Origin of the sequence: Caenimonas koreensis DSM 17982 (assembly GCF_009646335.1) — a bacterium.
Taxonomy (GTDB): Bacteria; Pseudomonadota; Gammaproteobacteria; order Burkholderiales; family Burkholderiaceae_C; genus Ramlibacter; species Ramlibacter koreensis.
Genome location: NZ_WJBU01000006.1, coordinates 66,217 through 82,419 on the forward strand (window position 1 = coordinate 66,217; position 16,203 = coordinate 82,419).

13 protein-coding genes are annotated in these 16,203 nt (G+C 64.2%); 6 read left to right on the forward strand and 7 right to left on the reverse strand.

The annotated features are described in order from the left end of the window. Window position 1 precedes the first annotated feature (1 nt). The 5 genes from GHT07_RS07090 to ruvB are packed head-to-tail and all read left to right on the forward strand — an operon-like array spanning window position 2 to window position 6,794. Window positions 2–2,221 carry an ATP-binding protein gene (locus tag GHT07_RS07090; RefSeq protein WP_194792863.1) on the forward strand — a complete coding sequence of 740 codons (2,220 nt, stop codon included), beginning with the start codon at window positions 2–4 and terminating at the stop codon, window positions 2,219–2,221. Next, window positions 2,218–4,440 (forward strand): sensor histidine kinase, encoded by a 2,223-nt coding sequence (locus tag GHT07_RS07095; protein ID WP_153584380.1) that lies wholly within the window; start codon window positions 2,218–2,220, stop codon window positions 4,438–4,440. The genes GHT07_RS07090 and GHT07_RS07095 overlap by 4 nt, the downstream gene beginning before the upstream one ends. Before the next feature lie 38 nt (window positions 4,441–4,478). Then, window positions 4,479–5,138, forward strand: a complete 660-nt coding sequence (locus tag GHT07_RS07100; RefSeq protein ID WP_153584381.1) for a response regulator — start codon at window positions 4,479–4,481, stop codon at window positions 5,136–5,138. A 13-nt stretch (window positions 5,139–5,151) separates the two neighbouring features. Then, window positions 5,152–5,727 (forward strand): Holliday junction branch migration protein RuvA, encoded by a 576-nt coding sequence (ruvA, locus tag GHT07_RS07105; RefSeq protein WP_323740830.1) that lies wholly within the window; start codon window positions 5,152–5,154, stop codon window positions 5,725–5,727. Window positions 5,728–5,735: 8 nt separating this feature from the next. After that, window positions 5,736–6,794 (forward strand): Holliday junction branch migration DNA helicase RuvB, encoded by a 1,059-nt coding sequence (gene ruvB / locus GHT07_RS07110; RefSeq protein ID WP_153584382.1) that lies wholly within the window; start codon window positions 5,736–5,738, stop codon window positions 6,792–6,794. Window positions 6,795–6,875: 81 nt separating this feature from the next. Here the strand turns inward: ruvB and GHT07_RS07115 are convergent, their stop codons facing one another. The 7 genes from GHT07_RS07115 to GHT07_RS07145 all read right to left on the reverse strand — a co-directional run bounded on the left by GHT07_RS07115 (window position 6,876) and on the right by GHT07_RS07145 (window position 14,485). Beyond that, window positions 6,876–8,648 (reverse strand): lysoplasmalogenase family protein, encoded by a 1,773-nt coding sequence (locus GHT07_RS07115; protein WP_153584383.1) that lies wholly within the window; start codon window positions 8,646–8,648, stop codon window positions 6,876–6,878. Window positions 8,649–8,667: 19 nt separating this feature from the next. Continuing rightward, entirely contained in the window at window positions 8,668–9,867 is a 1,200-nt protein-coding gene (locus tag GHT07_RS07120) for a DSD1 family PLP-dependent enzyme (protein ID WP_153584384.1), read from the reverse strand. Next, on the reverse strand, window positions 9,836–10,480 hold the full coding sequence (locus GHT07_RS07125; RefSeq protein WP_153584385.1) for a histidine phosphatase family protein: 645 nt from the start codon (window positions 10,478–10,480) through the stop codon (window positions 9,836–9,838). Before GHT07_RS07125 ends, GHT07_RS07120 begins: the two co-directional genes overlap by 32 nt. A 75-nt stretch (window positions 10,481–10,555) precedes the next feature. Next, window positions 10,556–11,155 carry a DUF4136 domain-containing protein gene (locus tag GHT07_RS07130; protein ID WP_153584386.1) on the reverse strand — a complete coding sequence of 200 codons (600 nt, stop codon included), beginning with the start codon at window positions 11,153–11,155 and terminating at the stop codon, window positions 10,556–10,558. Between the two features lie 39 nt (window positions 11,156–11,194). After that, window positions 11,195–12,115 carry a tRNA 2-thiocytidine(32) synthetase TtcA gene (gene ttcA / locus GHT07_RS07135; RefSeq protein WP_153584387.1) on the reverse strand — a complete coding sequence of 307 codons (921 nt, stop codon included), beginning with the start codon at window positions 12,113–12,115 and terminating at the stop codon, window positions 11,195–11,197. 52 nt (window positions 12,116–12,167) lie between these two features. Further along, window positions 12,168–12,827 carry a response regulator transcription factor gene (locus tag GHT07_RS07140; protein ID WP_153584388.1) on the reverse strand — a complete coding sequence of 220 codons (660 nt, stop codon included), beginning with the start codon at window positions 12,825–12,827 and terminating at the stop codon, window positions 12,168–12,170. Further along, window positions 12,824–14,485, reverse strand: a complete 1,662-nt coding sequence (locus GHT07_RS07145) for an ATP-binding response regulator (protein WP_194792864.1) — start codon at window positions 14,483–14,485, stop codon at window positions 12,824–12,826. The genes GHT07_RS07140 and GHT07_RS07145 overlap by 4 nt, the downstream gene beginning before the upstream one ends. A 331-nt stretch (window positions 14,486–14,816) precedes the next feature. On the opposite strand from GHT07_RS07145, the gene GHT07_RS07150 reads away from it, so the two are divergent. After that, window positions 14,817–16,055, forward strand: a complete 1,239-nt coding sequence (locus tag GHT07_RS07150) for an ATP-binding protein (RefSeq protein WP_153584390.1) — start codon at window positions 14,817–14,819, stop codon at window positions 16,053–16,055. Window positions 16,056–16,203 lie beyond the last annotated feature (148 nt).

Below are 16,203 nucleotides of genomic sequence, written 5' to 3' on the forward strand. Positions count from 1 at the left end.
GATGGGCTTTCAAATTGCTGGGGGTGCAACACTGATTGTCGGCCCAAACCGCACGTGGCGGCTGGCCCTTGCCTCGGTGTTACTGGCGCTGTGCGCCGTGGGCAGCCTCTACCGCGCGCTGTCTGAGCCGTCGCTGGGCTGGCGCTTTGCCGCAGGCTCGAACGGTGAGGTCGTCGCACAGGCAACGGAGTCTGCCTCGCCGCCCCGACTGCGCGGCGTGACGCGCATTTCTGCGACCACAAGCTCCGCAGAAAAGCTGGCCGTGGACCTGACACCGCAGATCGTGATCGAGAGTGCGGGCATTCACAACGACTACGAGACGCAAGACGCATTCTTCGCTGCCCAGCAACAGCTGTGGCGCATTGTTCATTCGCCAGCAGTGGAGATCGAGCACGAGGGCGGCATCACCACCGCCACACCTCATGCACGTGGCATTGACGAGCTGGGGCCGCGCTTCTGGTTTCCGTGGGTGGTTGCCTTGCTGTCGCTGTCCGTAGGCCTGGCGATCTGGGTGTACCGCCCTGCTTCGAGCGCAAGCTGGTGCTACCTCGTGGCAAGCGCCGGCTACGCGTTCGGCATGTTGTGTACGTCGACGTGGGGCGCGCGGCTGCTCACTCAGCCGCCGCAGGGGTGGCCCGAACTGCACGTCGCGTCGCACATCGGCTCGTTCATGACGCAGGCGGGGCTGTGCACGCTGCTGTGGCTGCACCCGCGCAGGCTGGGCGGCAACTGGATGCCCTGGGCGCTGGTGGTCGTCGCGCTGGTGTCGGCCGCAGCTGAAGTCGGGCGCTGGGTGCCGACGATTTCGATCGCGTTTCGCATGCCCATCGTGCTGATGGCGCTGCTGCTGTGGGTCATCCTGCTGATGCAGTGGCGCGCCTGCCGCGACGATGCGGGCCAGCGCGCGCAGCTCAAGTGGTTTGCGCTGCTGCTGGTGATGGGCCTTTCCACCACCTTCATCGCCTACGCCTTCGGCGCGACGGGCCGGGTGGTGGACGTGCCGCAGAACTACGGGCTTGGAACGGTGGCGCTGATTTTTCTCGGGCTCGTGCCGATGGTCACGCGTGTCGGCATCTTCCAGCTGGAGGCATGGTGGCCGCGCGCCTGGCTTTGGTTCCTGGGGGGCATGCTGGTGATAGCGCTCGACCTCGCACTGATCGTGACGCTCGATATCGGCTCCGAGAACGCCATTGCGCTGTCGCTGGCTGTGGCGGGGTGGCTTTACTTTCCGCTGCGCCAGCTCGTGTGGCGTCGCATGTCGCAAGGCGCGCTGCCGGGCACGCGCGATGTACTGCCGCAGATTCTGGAGATCGTCACGCATGGCCAGAGCGAGCGCGCGGTGCTCAACCAGAAGTGGCGCCAGCTATGGGACACGTTGTTCCAGCCCTCTCGCATGATCGCGGCGGGGGCTGGCAGCCCCGCGCTCACCCACGAGCCGATCGCCCAAGGCATTGCCGAGGAAGGCCGCGTGCTCGTGGTGCCTGCCTGCGGCCCGCTCGAGATGCTGCAGCTCGAATTGCCCGAGCGCGGTGCACGCCTGTTCAACCCGGCCGACTTGCGCCGCGCCACGGAAATATCCGGCCTGGTGAAGCAGGGCCTGGAGTCGAATGAAGCATTCGACCGCGGCGCGCGGCAAGAGCGCCAGCGAATCGCCTCGGACTTGCACGACGACCTGGGCGCCAAGCTGCTGACGATTGCGCAGGCAAGCGGGTCTGACCGCGTTGCCGGCATGGCGCGGCAGGCGCTCGACGAGATGCGTCTTTCGGTGCGCGGCCTCACGGGCGACGCAGCGCTGGCTGCCAACGTCTTTGCCGACTGGCGTGCCGAGGCCGTCACGCGGCTGGCTGCCGCCGGCTTGCAAGTGCAGTGGCAAGCCGACGATCCGCCGGCCGACCTCACGTTGCCTGCACGCACCCATGTACAACTCACGCGGGTCTTGCGCGAGGCGGTATCGAATGTGATTCGCCACAGCGCCGCCAGCACCTGCCGCGTGCGGATCGCGTGCGATGGCGGGCGTATCCAGCTGGAGGTCAGTGACGATGGTCACGGCATCGGCGACACCAAACCGAAGGGCGACCACGGCAATGGGCTGCCCGGCATCGAGCGGCGCATTCGCCTGCTCGATGGCAGCTTCACCTTGGGCCGCGCAGACATGGGCGGCGTGATGCTGCGCGCCGAGGTGCCACTCGCCTCACAGATCAGTAAGGACGCAATTCAATGATGGTCAGTGTGACGGATATGCCGGGCGGGCGGCGCGCGCGATGGCTTGCCGCGAGCCTGTTGTTCCTCGCGTGCTGGGTGTTGCTGTCGGTGTCGATCGCGATGTCGGAGCCGAGCCTGGGCAAGCGCTTCGTGTCGGACCCGCAGGGCGAAGGTTTGCTGGCTTACAGCCCGTCGCGAGCGGTCAAGATTTCCTCGCGCAACGACGCCGATGAGCGCGTGCTCGCGTTGCGGCTGGCCGGCGCGCCCGATGCGCAAGCGTTGCGCCTGGATAGTCTCGTGGCCGTCGAAGCGCCGTCGATGCTCTCACGCCAGGAGGACCTCGACAGGTTCTTCGTGCTGCAGCAGCAGGCGTGGGCGTTGCTCGATGGCGCGCGTGACCGCGGTGAAGCGGTGGAAGTGCAACTGGCGGACGGCAGCTGGTCGCGGCGCGAGGTGCGCAATCGCTCGCTCGCCGAGTTGGGCTGGCTGTACTGGGTGCCGTTGCTGTGCGGCGTCATTCCGTTCGTGGTCGGTGTGGGCGTCGGGCTCTATCGCTGGGGCAACGCGGGTGCGCGATTCCTGGCGGTGGCCAGCGTGATGGCGCTGCTGGCCCTGTCGGAAGTGTCGATCGTGACGGGCCGGCTGTGGCTGCTGCCGCCGTGGTTTGCCGAAGCCGGCCAGACCTTTGTGCGATGCACATCGCTGGCCGCCGCATGGGCTTTCTGCATGCTGATGCTGCACTACCCGACGCCGCTGCGGCGTGCGGCGATGTGGACCCGCGCAAGTGGCGCTCTTCTGGCCGCACTGGTGGTGCTGAACATCGTGCAGTGGCCGGACAGCCAGGCGCTGCGCTACAAGCTCTGGCTGGTTGTTGCCACCGCGAGTCTCGTCGCGCTCGCACTGCGCCAGGGCTTTGCCAATCGCAGCGATCCGGTCCATCGCGCCGCAGGCCGGTGGCTGGGCGCGTCGATGGTGGTGGCGGTGAGCATCGTGATGTATGCGTTCCTCGTGTCGCTCGTCTACGGCGCGCAGGGCATCAGCACGAGTTATCGCTGGGTGTCGGTCCCGCTGCTCTATGTGGGGCTGATGGTGTCGGTGGGCCGCGCCAATCTTTTCGAGCTGGAGCGCTGGTGGGTGCCGCTGGTGCTGTGGTACCTGGGCGGTACGTTGATCGTGCTGGGTGACCTCGCGCTGGTGGCGCTGCTGCGCGTCGATGCAGGCGCGGCCATCGCGGTGACGCTGATCGTGATCGGCTGGCTCTACTTTCCGGCGCGGCAGTGGCTGCTTGCGCGCCTGCGCACATCGGCACGGCCCGAGATGCAGGCATTCGTGCCGGACCTGATCGGCGCCGTCAACGCCGGGCTGCAAGGCGAGCGGGCGGCGGGGCGGGCCTGGCAGTCGCTGCTGGAGCGCGTGTTCGCACCGCAGGCGATGGCAAGCGTAGAGCGCCCGGCAGGTGACGCCGGAGCCGGCGTGGCCGTTCTCGATGAGGGGCGGCAGCTGCAGGTGCCTGATGTCGGTGGCCAGCGTGTGTGGTTGCTCACGCTCGCCCAGGGTGGCAGGCAGCTGTTTACCAAAGACCACGCCCGCGTCGCCGACCAGATGTGGCGCCTGCTCGACCACGGCCTTGCCCAGCAGCGGCAGACGCAGCACGCCGTTGACGAGGAACGCTTGCGCATCGCGTCTGACTTGCACGACGACCTGGGCGCGCGGCTGTTGACGATGGTGCAGGTCGGCGCCGCCGATGGCACCTCGGGCCTGGCGCGGCAGGCGCTGGACGAGATGCGCCAGAGCGTGCGCGGCATGGCGGGCAAGCCCGTCGCCGCAGAAGTCGCATTGGCCGACTGGCGCTCGGAGCTGGTGACTCGCTTGCAGGGCGCAGGCTTTGACGTCGAGTGGCATGCGCAGGATCCGCCGGCCGGGCTTGTCTTGACGCCGCGGCTGCACCTGCAGCTGTCGAAAGTGCTGCGCGAATCAGTGTCGAACGTGATCCGGCACAGCGGCGGCGCCCGTTGCAAGGTGGTGGTCGAATTCGCCGGTGGTGCGGTGCTGGCTCGCATCGAGGACGATGGCCGGGGCATGGCGGGCGCGGCTGGCGGCGCTGGACTGGGCCTGCCGGGCATCGAGCGGCGCGCCCGGCAGCTCGGCGGCAAGCATGGCTTTGGCGTGTCAGACATGGGCGGCGCACGTGTTGAAGTGCGCATTCCGCTCGATGGCGTGGCTGAGCCCGTTGCCTGAGGGCTGTTGGCCCATGCGTATCCGCTACCATCGAAGCCATGCAAAGTGCACTGATCGTCGAGGACCTGCCGGAAATACGGGTATGGCTTGGTGACACGGCACGCGCAGCCTTCCCCGAGCTGCGTGTCACGTCGGTTGCCAGGCGCGATGAAGCGCTGGGCGCTATCCGGCAAGCAGCATTTGACCTCGCCCTGATTGACCTGGGCCTGCCCGACGGCAGCGGCATCGATGTGGTCGGCGCGCTGCGCCAGCACCAGCCGATGGCCCTGCCGGTGGTCGTGACGATCTACGACGACGACGACCACCTCTTCCCCGCGCTTCAGGCTGGCGCCTTTGGCTATCTGCTCAAGGAGCAGCCGCAGGACACGCTCGTTGCGCAGCTGATCCGCATGACGCAGGGCGAGCCGCCGTTGTCGCCGCCCATCGCGCGGCGCGTGCTCGGCCACTTCGCCGGAGCCGGCCAGCGCCGCGTGCAGCTGTCGCAGCAGATCGAGGAAGTCGTGCGCCTGACGGACCGCGAAACCGAAGTGCTGCAACGCGTGGCCAAGGGCTACACCCTGCCCGAGATCGCGCAGCAGTTCGGCTTGTCACGTCACACGATTGCCGACTACATCAAGCAGATTTACCGCAAGCTCAATGTGTCTTCGCGCGCGGAAGCCGCGCTCGAAGCGGCCCGCCGCGGCCTTGTGAACCCCTGACTGGATTGCCCGCGTGATTGGACGATTGACTGGCGTGCTCGCCGAGAAGAACCCGCCGCAGGTGCTGGTGGACTGCCACGGCGTTGGCTATGAAGTCGATGTGCCGATGAGCACGTTCTACAACCTGCCGGCGGTTGGCGACAAAGTTAGCCTGCTCACGCATTTTGTGGTGCGTGAAGACGCGCAGATTCTTTATGGCTTTGGCAGCAGTGCCGAGCGCGAAGCTTTCCGCTTGCTCATCAAGATTTCGGGTGTGGGGCCGCGCACGGCGCTGTCGGTGTTGTCGGGCATGAGCGTTGGCGATATTGCGCAGGCTGTGACAGCGCAGGATGCAGGCCGGCTCGTGAAGGTGCCCGGCATCGGCAAGAAGACGGCCGAGCGGCTGCTGCTCGAACTCAAGGGCAAGTTCGGCGCCGACTTGGGCAACGCATCGAATGCGGCGACCAGTGATGCGCAGACCGACATCCTGCAGGCGCTCGTTGCGCTGGGCTACAGCGACAAGGAAGCGCAGCTCTCACTGAAGTCACTGCCCAAAGACATCGGCGTGAGTGAAGGCATCAAGTACGCGCTGAAGGCGTTGGCGAAATAAGCTCTGCGATGACGATCAAGACCGACGACTTCGACATGCCGCCGCCCAACAGGGTGGTGTCGGCAGCGCCTGCTTCGCCGAACGAAGAGGCGATTGAGCGCGCGTTGCGCCCCAAGCTGCTGCACGAGTATGTCGGCCAGCCCAAGATTCGAGAGCAGCTTGAAATTTTCATCGGCGCTGCCAGAAAGCGCAGCGAGGCGATGGACCATGTGCTGTTATTTGGCCCGCCTGGGCTGGGCAAGACAACGCTGTCGCACATCATTGCGCACGAGCTGGGCGTGAACATGCGCCAGACTTCCGGCCCCGTGCTGGAAAAACCGAAGGACCTGGCGGCGCTGCTCACGAACCTTGAGAAGAACGACGTGCTCTTCATCGACGAGATTCATCGCTTGTCGCCCGTCGTCGAAGAAATCCTGTATCCCGCGCTGGAGGACTACCAGATCGACATCATGATCGGCGAGGGCCCGGCCGCACGCTCGATCAAGCTCGACTTGCAGCCGTTCACGCTCGTCGGTGCCACCACGCGTGCAGGCATGTTGACGAACCCGTTGCGAGACCGTTTCGGCATCGTCGCGCGGCTGGAGTTTTATTCCACTGAAGAGCTCGCCCATATCGTGCGGCGCAGCGCGAAGCTGCTCAATGCGCCGATGGATGAAGAGGGCGGTTTCGAGATCGCGCGCCGTTCGCGCGGCACGCCGCGTATTGCGAACCGTCTGCTGCGCCGTGTGCGCGACTATGCCGACGTGAAGGGCACGGGCCATATTTCGCAAGACATCGCGCACAAGGCGCTCGCGATGCTCGATGTCGATCCGCAGGGCTTCGACGTGATGGACCGCAAGTTGCTCGAAGCGGTGGTGCATCGTTTTGACGGCGGGCCGGTGGGTCTCGACAATATTGCAGCGAGCATCGGTGAGGAGCGTGACACGATCGAAGACGTGATCGAGCCGTACCTGATTCAGCAGGGGTTCCTGCAGCGTACGCCGCGCGGGCGTATTGCTACGGCTGCTGCCTATCGTCACCTGGGTGTGGTGCCGCCCAAGAACGCGGGTGAGTTGTTCGCGGACTGAGTTGTTGATCGCTCTACTGCAGCCCACCCCCGAAAGAAATGGAGGCCGCGCCCCCTCCCAGAACGCGACAAGCTAGAGCAGCTACATCAACTGCCGGCTTTGTCCACCAACCGGCGCAAGGTTGGAAGCTTTAACAGAGCCCGCAACGACAGCACCAAGCGATGAATTCGACGCGATCAACACCTGCGCAACGTAGTACGTCGCCAGCACGAAGAACTGCGCCATCGGGAACTGCATCGCAAACCGGTTGGTTGCCAGCAGCGAATCGCTCAGCATGAAAAAGCACGCACCGATGGCGACTGCGACTGATTGCTTGTCGCGCAGCACCGTTGCGCGACCAATCGCCTGTGCGGCCATCAACGCGATCACGATGACATAGGCGGCGACTGCGATCTTCAGCACGGGGTTGAGGCCGTTGTACAGAAACGCATACATCGCCGCGCCGAAGCCCAGCGTGATCGCCAACGCACGCTTGCTCGGAAACCACGGCATGCCCTGGCGGAACAGCGCGATGTAGAACATGTGCGCGGTGAGAAACGCGACAAGGCCAGGGATGAAATAGCCCGGGAACATCAGGAAGCAATCGCCAATGAGCGAGAACACCAGGCCTGCGACTAGCAGCCAGGCGAATCGCCCGCCTGACTTCAACATTTGCAGCCTCTCATTGACGCATGCGACGGCAAGCAGCATCGCGAGCGGCTTGAAGACGCGGTGCAGTTCGACGAGATTTTCCGCGCCTGTCGCTGCCGCGAGTGCGCACGCCTCGACCAGCAAAACTTCCATCACCGTGAGGCGCCCCTGCATCACGCCGCCGATCGCCCACAACGAGGCCGTGAGTACGGCAAGCCACACCGACGATTGCGACAGCGGCATCGTGTCGGCATTCCACAAGAAGGCGGCGACGCCACCCAGCACGAGGGCGAACTGCACGGCGCCGAACCACGCGACGGATTTTTCAACTGGCGGATGAAATCGTTCGACCTTGTTGATGTCGAACGGGTCTTTCGGAAAGCGCGCCGCGACATCGGCAGGGCGCCAGCCAGGCGGCTTGAACCAGACGAGCAGCTTGTCTTTCCAGCTGCGCGCGTGCCACGAGTCTTTGGCGAGCGCCCAATAGACTTCGCCGTTGGACCACAGCGGGTCCCAGCTGTTGAGCGGGCTGCGCGTGCCGTACACACATTGCTCGCCTTCTTCCTTGAAGCTGCCGAAGAGGCGGTCCCAGATGATCAGCACGCCGCCGTAGTTGCGATCAAGATAGCCGTCGTTCACCGCGTGATGCACACGATGGTTCGAGGGCGAGCAGAACCAGCGGTCGAACCATCCGAGCTTGCCGACGTGCTCGGTGTGCACCCAGAACTGGTAGAGCAAATCGACAAGGGCCACCACGCCGAATACCAATGGCGGCACGCCGGCCAGCGCCATCGGCACATAAAAGATCCAGCCGAACAACGCACCCGAGCTGGTTTGCCGCAGCGCTGTGGAGAGGTTGTAGTCCTGGCTCTGGTGATGCACGACATGCGCCGCCCAGAACAGCGCCGACTCGTGGCCCGCGCGATGCAGCCAGTAGTAGCAGAAGTCGTAGAACACCAGCGCGAGCAGCCATCCGTACCACGAGAGCCAGAACGATTCGTTGTGCCACAGCGCCACCAGGCTGTAGATCCACGCGTAGATCGTGACGCGGAACAGGCGCGTGAACACGGCGCTCACCTGACTCAGCATGCCCAGGCCGATGCTGTTCATCGCATCGTTGAGCCGGTAGGTGTTGCGCTGTCGCTTGTAGCCGACCGCGAGTTCGATGGCGATCAGCCCGAAGAAAACGGGCGTCGCGAGGACGATGATCTGGCTCGGGCTCATGCGAGCGATTGTCGCGCTCTCAGGTTGCGGCGCCTCTGGCGTCAACCCTGATGATTTTGTCGACGACGCCGTTTTTCAAGCCGCCTGTCACACCGATCATCACGTCGTAGAGGTTGACCGTCGGATCGCAGTGGCCGGGGATGAGCCACAGGAATCGGCCAATCGACGGCACCCGCTGGCTGCCACCCGCCGGCCGCAGGATGCCGTGTTCGTCGCCACCGTTGCTGTAGTCCAGCTCTGCGTCCGGGTCGAACGCGACCACGCGCGGCATGCCCGAGTCGATAGCGTGGCTCTTGTGGCCCGCATCGCAGACGGCGTGCGTCAGGTGTGAGCTCATGACCTGTGTCTTGACGAACAGCGCATGTTCGAACTGCGGCTGGGCGGGGTCGCGCTCGTTGGCCGCATAGTCGGCGTCCATGAACATGAACGAGCCTGCCTGCAACTCACCGTAGAGGCCGCTCGCGGCTTCGCACACCATGCTGCCCGTGCCGGCGCCGGTGATCAATTCGACGGGCACGCCTTCGGTCTCGATCAGCTTGCGCGTGTGCAGAACGTCTTCAACGACCACAGCGATCGTGTCGCGCCGCTCCTTGGGCGTGCGAAGGTGCTGCGCCTTGCCGTGGTACGCCTGCAGGCCCGCGAAGCGCAGGGCAGGGTGCTTGCGGATTTCATGGACGAGCGCGACGGCAGCAGGGCCTGGTGGCAGGCCGCAGCGCCCCTGGCCGACATCGAGCTCGACAAAGACGTCGATGACGGCGCTGTTGCCCGTGTGCTGCGAGCGCGCGACGCTCATTGCGGCAGCAAGTCGCTCCACGCCTTCCAGGCTGTCCACGGCGATGGCCAGCTTGCAGCCTTCCGCGCTGACCATGTGGGCCAGCGCCGCCACTCGCGCGAGCTTGGACGGCGCGATGACTTCGTTGCTGATGTAGATGTCATTGACGCCGCCGGCCACCATCGCTTCGGCTTCAGACGTTTTCTGCACGCAGACGCCGATCGCGCCCGCCTGCATTTGCAGACGGGCCAGCGCAGAGCTCTTGTGCATCTTCGCGTGGGGCCGCCAGCGCACGTTGTGCTTGCGGGCGAATTCGGCCATGCGCGCGATGTTGCGAGTCATGGCGTCGATGTCCACCACAAGCGCCGGCGTGTCGATGTCGTTGACGCTGCGGCCCACAAGGGCGAGCAACGTTTCAGAAACTGGTGTTTTCGTCGGCAGCTTCATCGTCGAGGTGTTGGGTATCGGACCAGCCAACGAGCGTAAAACCGTCTGGTGTCCAGAGCAGGCGGTTGATTGCGCCATTGGGAAGCTCCCATGTGCGCGGTGAATTGACTTCCTGGCCCGTTGCTATGCGGTAGAGCGCATCGAGCACGCCGCCATGGGCCACCACGACGATCTGCTCGCCAGGGTGGCGTGACGCCAGCTCGTGCATCGTGCGCGACACGCGCTCGCGCAACGCGAGCAGCGACTCACCGCCCTCGGGCGGCTCCCACTCGGGAACGCGTTTGCGCCAGCTGTGCGCGTGATCGGGCCAGGTCTGGTGAATCTCGTCGAAGGTCTTGCCTTCGAACATGCCGAAGCAGCGTTCGCGCAGGCCTTCGTGGGCCACGACGGGGATTTTTGCGACTTCGGCAATCTGCGCCGCTGTCTGGTGGGCACGGCCAAGGTCGCTGGAATAAACGGCGGTGATGGGCTCGCCGGCAAGTGCTGCACCGACGCGCCTGGCTTGCCAGCGGCCCGTGTCGTTCAAGCTGATGTCGGTCTGGCCCTGGATGCGCGAGTCGACGTTCCAGGCTGTTTCGCCATGGCGAACGGCAATGATGCGGGTGGGTTCCAAGCCCTCATTCTAGGAAGGCGCGGGGCGATTAGCGAGCTGAAAGCGTTCCCAACTGTGAACGGCTCAGTCAATGGCTCACTGGGATTGGGCTGGCGCGATGGTGATGTCCACCCGCCGCGCGCCGGCAGGCGGCTGCGGGAACCCCGCCAGCGCGGCCTCGAACATGGCCGGGAACACCATGGTGTTGTCCATCCACGGGCCGTCATGAACGGCGTGCGATTCGAATACCACCTTGTTGCCTGCCGCCTCGCGCACGATGACCGCAGCCTCGCGGTGATACCAGGGCGATTCGACGTCCATGCCGAAGCCGAAACGCCCGCCGCGGCGGTGTGCCCAACCGAAGCCGCCGAACATCGGGCCCGCCCATGGGTCGGCCCACGGCGACACAATCCTTTGCACGCGGCCCGTGACCTGGATCGCGTAGCGAGCCGCCGCGTCGTCGCGCCGGAACCCGGCCTTGTGCAGCGCCGGGTCCGCCATCGCTTCGACCCGGGCCTGGCCGGGCTCCTGCATGGACGGCAGGCGGTCAAATTTGTAGGTTGCAGGCGCTGGGACAGCCGTGAGGCTGGAGAAGGCCTGGACCTGGCTGTCGACTGTGATGCTGGTGGCGCAGCCGGACAGCAAGGCCGCAACAAGCGCCACAGCCCCGACCGATGGAAACGAAAACTGCTTCATGACGCGTACCCCGGTGTGCGAGGCCGACGTGCCCCGCGTTCAGATCTTGACGATTTGCAGGCCTGGCAGCGTGGGGGAAGCAGGAAATTCGAGCGGATCGAACGCCTTGTCGCCGTCATCGTTGGCCACACCATCTGCAGTCAGACCCTTGAAATCGAAGAGCGTTCCATCGGCAAGGTGGGACGGCACCACGTTTTGCAAGGCCGTGAACATTGATTCAACCCGGCCGGGATGCTTGCGCTCCCATTCATGCAGCATGGCCGCCACCTGTTTGCGCTGCAGGTTCTCCTGGCTGCCGCAAAGCGTGCACGGGATGATCGGGAATTTTTTCTCGTCGGCCCAGCGGGCGAGATCCTTTTCGGTGACATAAGCCAGCGGGCGGATCACCACGTGCTTGCCGTCGTCGCTGACGAGTTTGGCCGGCATGCCCTTGAGCTTGCCGCCGAAGAACATGTTCAGGAAGAACGTCTGCAGGATGTCGTCGCGATGGTGGCCGAGCGCGATCTTGGTGGCGCCCAGCTCATCGGCAACACGGTAGAGGATGCCGCGACGCAAGCGCGAGCACAGGCTGCACATCGTCTTGCCGGGAGCGATCTTGTCCTTGACGATTGAATAGGTGTCCTGGTTTTCGATGTGGAACTTCACGCCGAGCTTGGCGAGGTACTCGGGCAGGATGTGTTCGGGAAAGCCCGGCTGTTTCTGGTCGAGGTTGACGGCAACGATCTCGAAGTCGATGGGCGCGCGCTGCTGCATCTTCAGCAGGATGTCCAGCATGCCGTAGCTGTCCTTGCCGCCCGAGACGCACACCATGACCTTGTCGCCTTCTTCGATCATGTTGAAGTCGACGATGGCCTGGCCCATCAGGCGGCACAGGCGCTTTTCGAGCTTGTGCGACTCGCGCTCGATCTTGCGTTCTTTTGCAAGCGGGGTGACTTCAGGTTCGATCCAGACGGCGCTCATGGCCGCAATTGTCTCACCGCGCCGTCCGGGCGGCGGCGCAGGCGCCCGCGGCTCAGGCAGGGTGCGAGTCGTGTGCGACCGACGTCCCGGCGCTGTAGTCGATGCCCAGTCTGCGGATCGCCACGACGGCCTGGGTCCGGTTGACGACGCCGAGCAGGCGGAAGATGGCCGTCAGGTGAGTCTTGACAGTGATTTCGGCCAGCGAAAGGCGCATGCCGATTTCCTTGTTGGAATGCCCTTCCATCAGGAGCGTGGCAATTTCCTGCTGCCGCACGGTGAGGGTGCGGCCGACACCATCGCCAAGAACCAGGGAGCCGACCGGGCGTATCCATTTCTGCTCAGGCAGTGTGTCGGTCAAGGCGCGATGCACGACGTCCTTGAGGGTTTCCATTGACACGCTCTTGGACACAACGGCGATGGCGCCAGCCTTGGTCGCGGCAGCGATTTCCTGCCGGTGCTCCGACGCTGAAACAACCACGATGTTGGCGTTGGATGTGCGCCGGAACAGGCTGATCGCGTCCACCCCGGCAGCACCTGGCAACCCCAGGTCCAGCAAGATGAGATCCACCTTCGACTCGCGCAGCCTCTGCAGGCCTTCCTCGGCGCTGGACGCCGCTAGGACTTCGCCGCACGCTGGCGACTCCTGGACCAGGCCAACGAGGGCCCGGCGAAACAGCGGATGGTCGTCCACTACCAATACGGTCTTGTTCATTTCATGGCTCCTTCGTTAGCTAAAAGTTCCTCAAGAGATTGCTTCAACACCGAGGCTTCCAAGGGTTTGTGCAGCACCTTGATGCCAAGTTCCATGGCCGACTCGCCGGCCTCGCCACCGGCGGTGTTGCCCGTGACCAGCAGGGCCGGAATGTCGTGGTTGAATTCTTCGCGCAGCATGCGGATCACATCGGCGCCGTTGTGGCTGTCGTGCAATTCGTAGTCGCAAATGATGAAGTCGGGCACGCGGACGCTGCCTGTCAGGGACTTCATCGCTTCGTCGCTTGATCTCGCGCTGATCACGGTACAGCCCGCCGTCTGTAGTATGAAGGTTGCAGCAAGAAGGATAGAGGGTTCGTCATCGACGATGACGACCAGCCGTCCGGCAAGCCGCGATGTGGCAGAGAGTGGTTGCGGCCCGGCGCGCGAGACATGCACCAAGGGCAGATCAACGGCAAACATCGAACCGCGGCCCGGTGTCGAGCGCACGGTGACCGGCAGCCTGAGCGCCTGCGCGAGGCGCCGCACAATAGCCAGACCCAGCCCGAGACCGCCGCCCGACGGGTCGCGCGTCTGAGGTGCATCGAGCTGGCGAAACTCTTCGAAGATCGCCTGCTGCTCAGATTGTGGGATGCCGCGGCCCGTGTCGTAGACCGCCAGGCGCAAAGACCGCCCGCGTACGCGGCAAGCGACCAGAATCCGGCCGCTGGTGGTGTGCCGCACAGCATTGCTCACGAAGTTGAGTGCAATGCGCTCCACCATCACCGGATCGCTGTAGACGTGATCTGTGCAAGGGCGGACTTTGAGCCGGACTCCACGCGAACTCGCGAGCGGCGAGAACTCTTTTTCGACACGCGACATTACAGGGCCAATGCTGAAGGTACTTAGCGTCGGTACGGCCTGCTGGGCGTCCAGGCGCGACATGTCGAGCAGCGAACGGAACATGTCGTTCATGTCGTGCGCGCACACGCGTGCGTCGTTGATCACGGGCCGGATGTTCTCAGGTAGATCCAACTCAGCCAGGCCATCGAGGTACAGGGAAATTGCGTGCATTGGCTGGCGCAGGTCGTGGCTTGCAGACGCCAGGAAACGCGTCTTGAGGTGCACTGCACGCTCGGCGATTTCCTTTTGCTCGTGCAACATCGATGACAACCGGCCGCGATCGACCTCCCGATCGATCAACTGCGCAAAGCGCGTCCAGTTCTTCATGAGCAGCCGCATGGCGGCCCATGCATGTATTGCGATCAGCACCAGGGTGATCTGCCGCACGGATCCATCGAGTGTCAGGAGTGCGGCCGCGGTCGCAGCCGCCAGCAACGGTGCCGCGAACGCAAGCACCGCGACCGGAGCAAAAAAGCAGCTGGCGACTGCGTGCACCGTGTATGTCACGGATACGGCAATAGCCACCAGCACCAGTTGTTGTGGGGCATGCAGTGCCCAACCGAGCATGCCGAGCGCCCAGCACGAGCCGACAATCGCGGCGCAGATCGTCCAGATCCGGATTTGCCTGGGCGAGACGCTGGTGGGTGGGGCAAGCCGGCGCACGCGCGTCGGGCCGGCAAGGGTCACGCAGGCAAAGGTGCCCATCACGATTTGCCATGCGAGCGCCGTAAAGCCAAAGCCTTGCTGCAATTGCGCAACAAGGCCAAGCGCCATCATGCTTGCGATGAGTGCTGCGGTGCTCGTGGACTCCTGGACCGCAGCAATGGATTGCGCGATCCGGACACGATCCGGATGCTGGCACGGAAAACAACTGACCATTCACCACGTCCGCCAATGAACGGCGGGCTCACCGCTTGAACTGCCTTGCGTGCCCCCGGGTTCACTCCCTGTTGGTCCATTTTGGGCATGCGAGGCGAAGCAGACAAGGTATTGGGCCAAGACTTTAGTATCGATACCCGCGTACCTCACCTGTTTGTATAGGGTGCGCTGGGCTGGCCGTTGTGTCTCACGAAAGGCTAAATTGTTATAACTGCTTGTGGACCCCGTGATGACTAAGCTTTTCAACCGCATCTTGCTGATCGACGACATGCCGTCGATCCACGAAGACTTTCGCAAGGTGCTGGCACCGTCGCGCAGTTCTGTTTCCCTTGATGAAGCCGAAGGTGTACTTTTTGGCGCTACCTCAGCGCCGCGATCGACATTTGAGCTTGACTGTGCGTCGAGCGGCGAAGAGGGTCTGCGACTGCTGAGGGCTGCGGCCGTCGAGGGGCGTCCTTACGCGCTGGCATTTGTTGACATGCGCATGCCTGCAGGCTGGGACGGTGTGCGAACTATCGAGGAACTCTGGCGCGAAGATGACCAGCTGCAAGTAGTCATTTGCACTGCGTATTCAGACAACCCGCTGGAGCAGGCGCTGGGGCGTCTTGGGGCACCGGACCGCCTCCTCGTTCTGAAGAAGCCCTTCGACCCGATCGAGGTGACGCAACTGGCGCGCGCACTGGTTGCAAAGCGCCGGCTGACTGACCAGGCCGCGACCCATCTTGCACATCTTGAGCGGCTCCTGCACGAAGTCCAGGATGTGGCAACGGAGTTGCGCCGGCGCAACCATGAGCTGGAGATCGTCGCCAAAAGTGTCTCGCAAAGTCTGCGTACGCCGCTCATTTCGATCGGCGCGCTCAGCGCGCTCCTGTCGCAGGAGCTGCGCGGCCATCGCGGCGACAAGGTAGCGCAATACCTGGAACAACTGCGAAGCGGCGCACGCAGCGGAGAGCAGCTGATAGACGGCGTCCTGTCGCTGTCGTCGATTGCCACCGCAGACATGTCACGCGAATCGCTCGACTTGACGCGCATCGTGTCCGAATTGATGGCCGACCTGCGCGACAGGCATCCGGGCCGCAATGTGTCAACCAGTGTCCAGGACGGCCTTCGTGCCTCAGGCGACCGTGCGCTGGTAAGAACGGCGTTTCGCGAATTGCTCGACAACGCATGGAAGTTCACTGGACGGGAGAGTGCAGCAGCCATCACAGTCGGCTCGAACATGGGACCGACGGGCGAAGCTGTCTTCTTTGTTCGCGATTCCGGCTGCGGCTTCGACGCAGCAAATGCGGGAAACCTGTTCCGCCAGTTCCAGCGACTGCACGACTCGGCTGACTTCCCAGGAGGCGGAGTAGGCCTCGTGAGTGTCGGGCGCATCGTGGAGCGACACGGCGGCCGAATCTGGGCTGACTCGCGCCCGGACCAGGGCACCACCGTCTACTTCACGCTTCCAACGCCACTGCCGAAGTGACAAGGACGTGCGCTCCTATGCTTCGGTATAGGGGTGGGCGGTGGCGCTGGTGGCGGTTGCATGTGCGTGCTAGCGTCGAACTTCCGAGTGACTCTCATACCGAAGCGAAGTGCTCATCGACGCCATACCCGCTACTTTCGAGCACCTG

Excerpts from the sequence above, each read along its gene's own strand:
- GHT07_RS07130 (WP_153584386.1), bottom strand. The coding sequence starts at position 11,155 with ATGAAGCAGTTTTCGTTTCCATCGGTCGGGGCTGTGGCGCTTGTTGCG.
- GHT07_RS07145 (WP_194792864.1), bottom strand. The coding sequence starts at position 14,485 with ATGATGGCGCTTGGCCTTGTTGCGCAATTGCAGCAAGGCTTTGGCTTT.
- GHT07_RS07090 (WP_194792863.1), top strand. The coding sequence starts at position 2 with ATGGGCTTTCAAATTGCTGGGGGTGCAACACTGATTGTCGGCCCAAAC.
- GHT07_RS07100 (WP_153584381.1), top strand. The coding sequence starts at position 4,479 with ATGCAAAGTGCACTGATCGTCGAGGACCTGCCGGAAATACGGGTATGG.
- GHT07_RS07120 (WP_153584384.1), bottom strand. The coding sequence starts at position 9,867 with ATGAAGCTGCCGACGAAAACACCAGTTTCTGAAACGTTGCTCGCCCTT.
- ruvB (WP_153584382.1), top strand. The coding sequence starts at position 5,736 with ATGACGATCAAGACCGACGACTTCGACATGCCGCCGCCCAACAGGGTG.
- GHT07_RS07150 (WP_153584390.1), top strand. The coding sequence starts at position 14,817 with ATGACTAAGCTTTTCAACCGCATCTTGCTGATCGACGACATGCCGTCG.
- GHT07_RS07095 (WP_153584380.1), top strand. The coding sequence starts at position 2,218 with ATGATGGTCAGTGTGACGGATATGCCGGGCGGGCGGCGCGCGCGATGG.
- ttcA (WP_153584387.1), bottom strand. The coding sequence starts at position 12,115 with ATGAGCGCCGTCTGGATCGAACCTGAAGTCACCCCGCTTGCAAAAGAA.
- GHT07_RS07140 (WP_153584388.1), bottom strand. The coding sequence starts at position 12,827 with ATGAACAAGACCGTATTGGTAGTGGACGACCATCCGCTGTTTCGCCGG.
- GHT07_RS07115 (WP_153584383.1), bottom strand. The coding sequence starts at position 8,648 with ATGAGCCCGAGCCAGATCATCGTCCTCGCGACGCCCGTTTTCTTCGGG.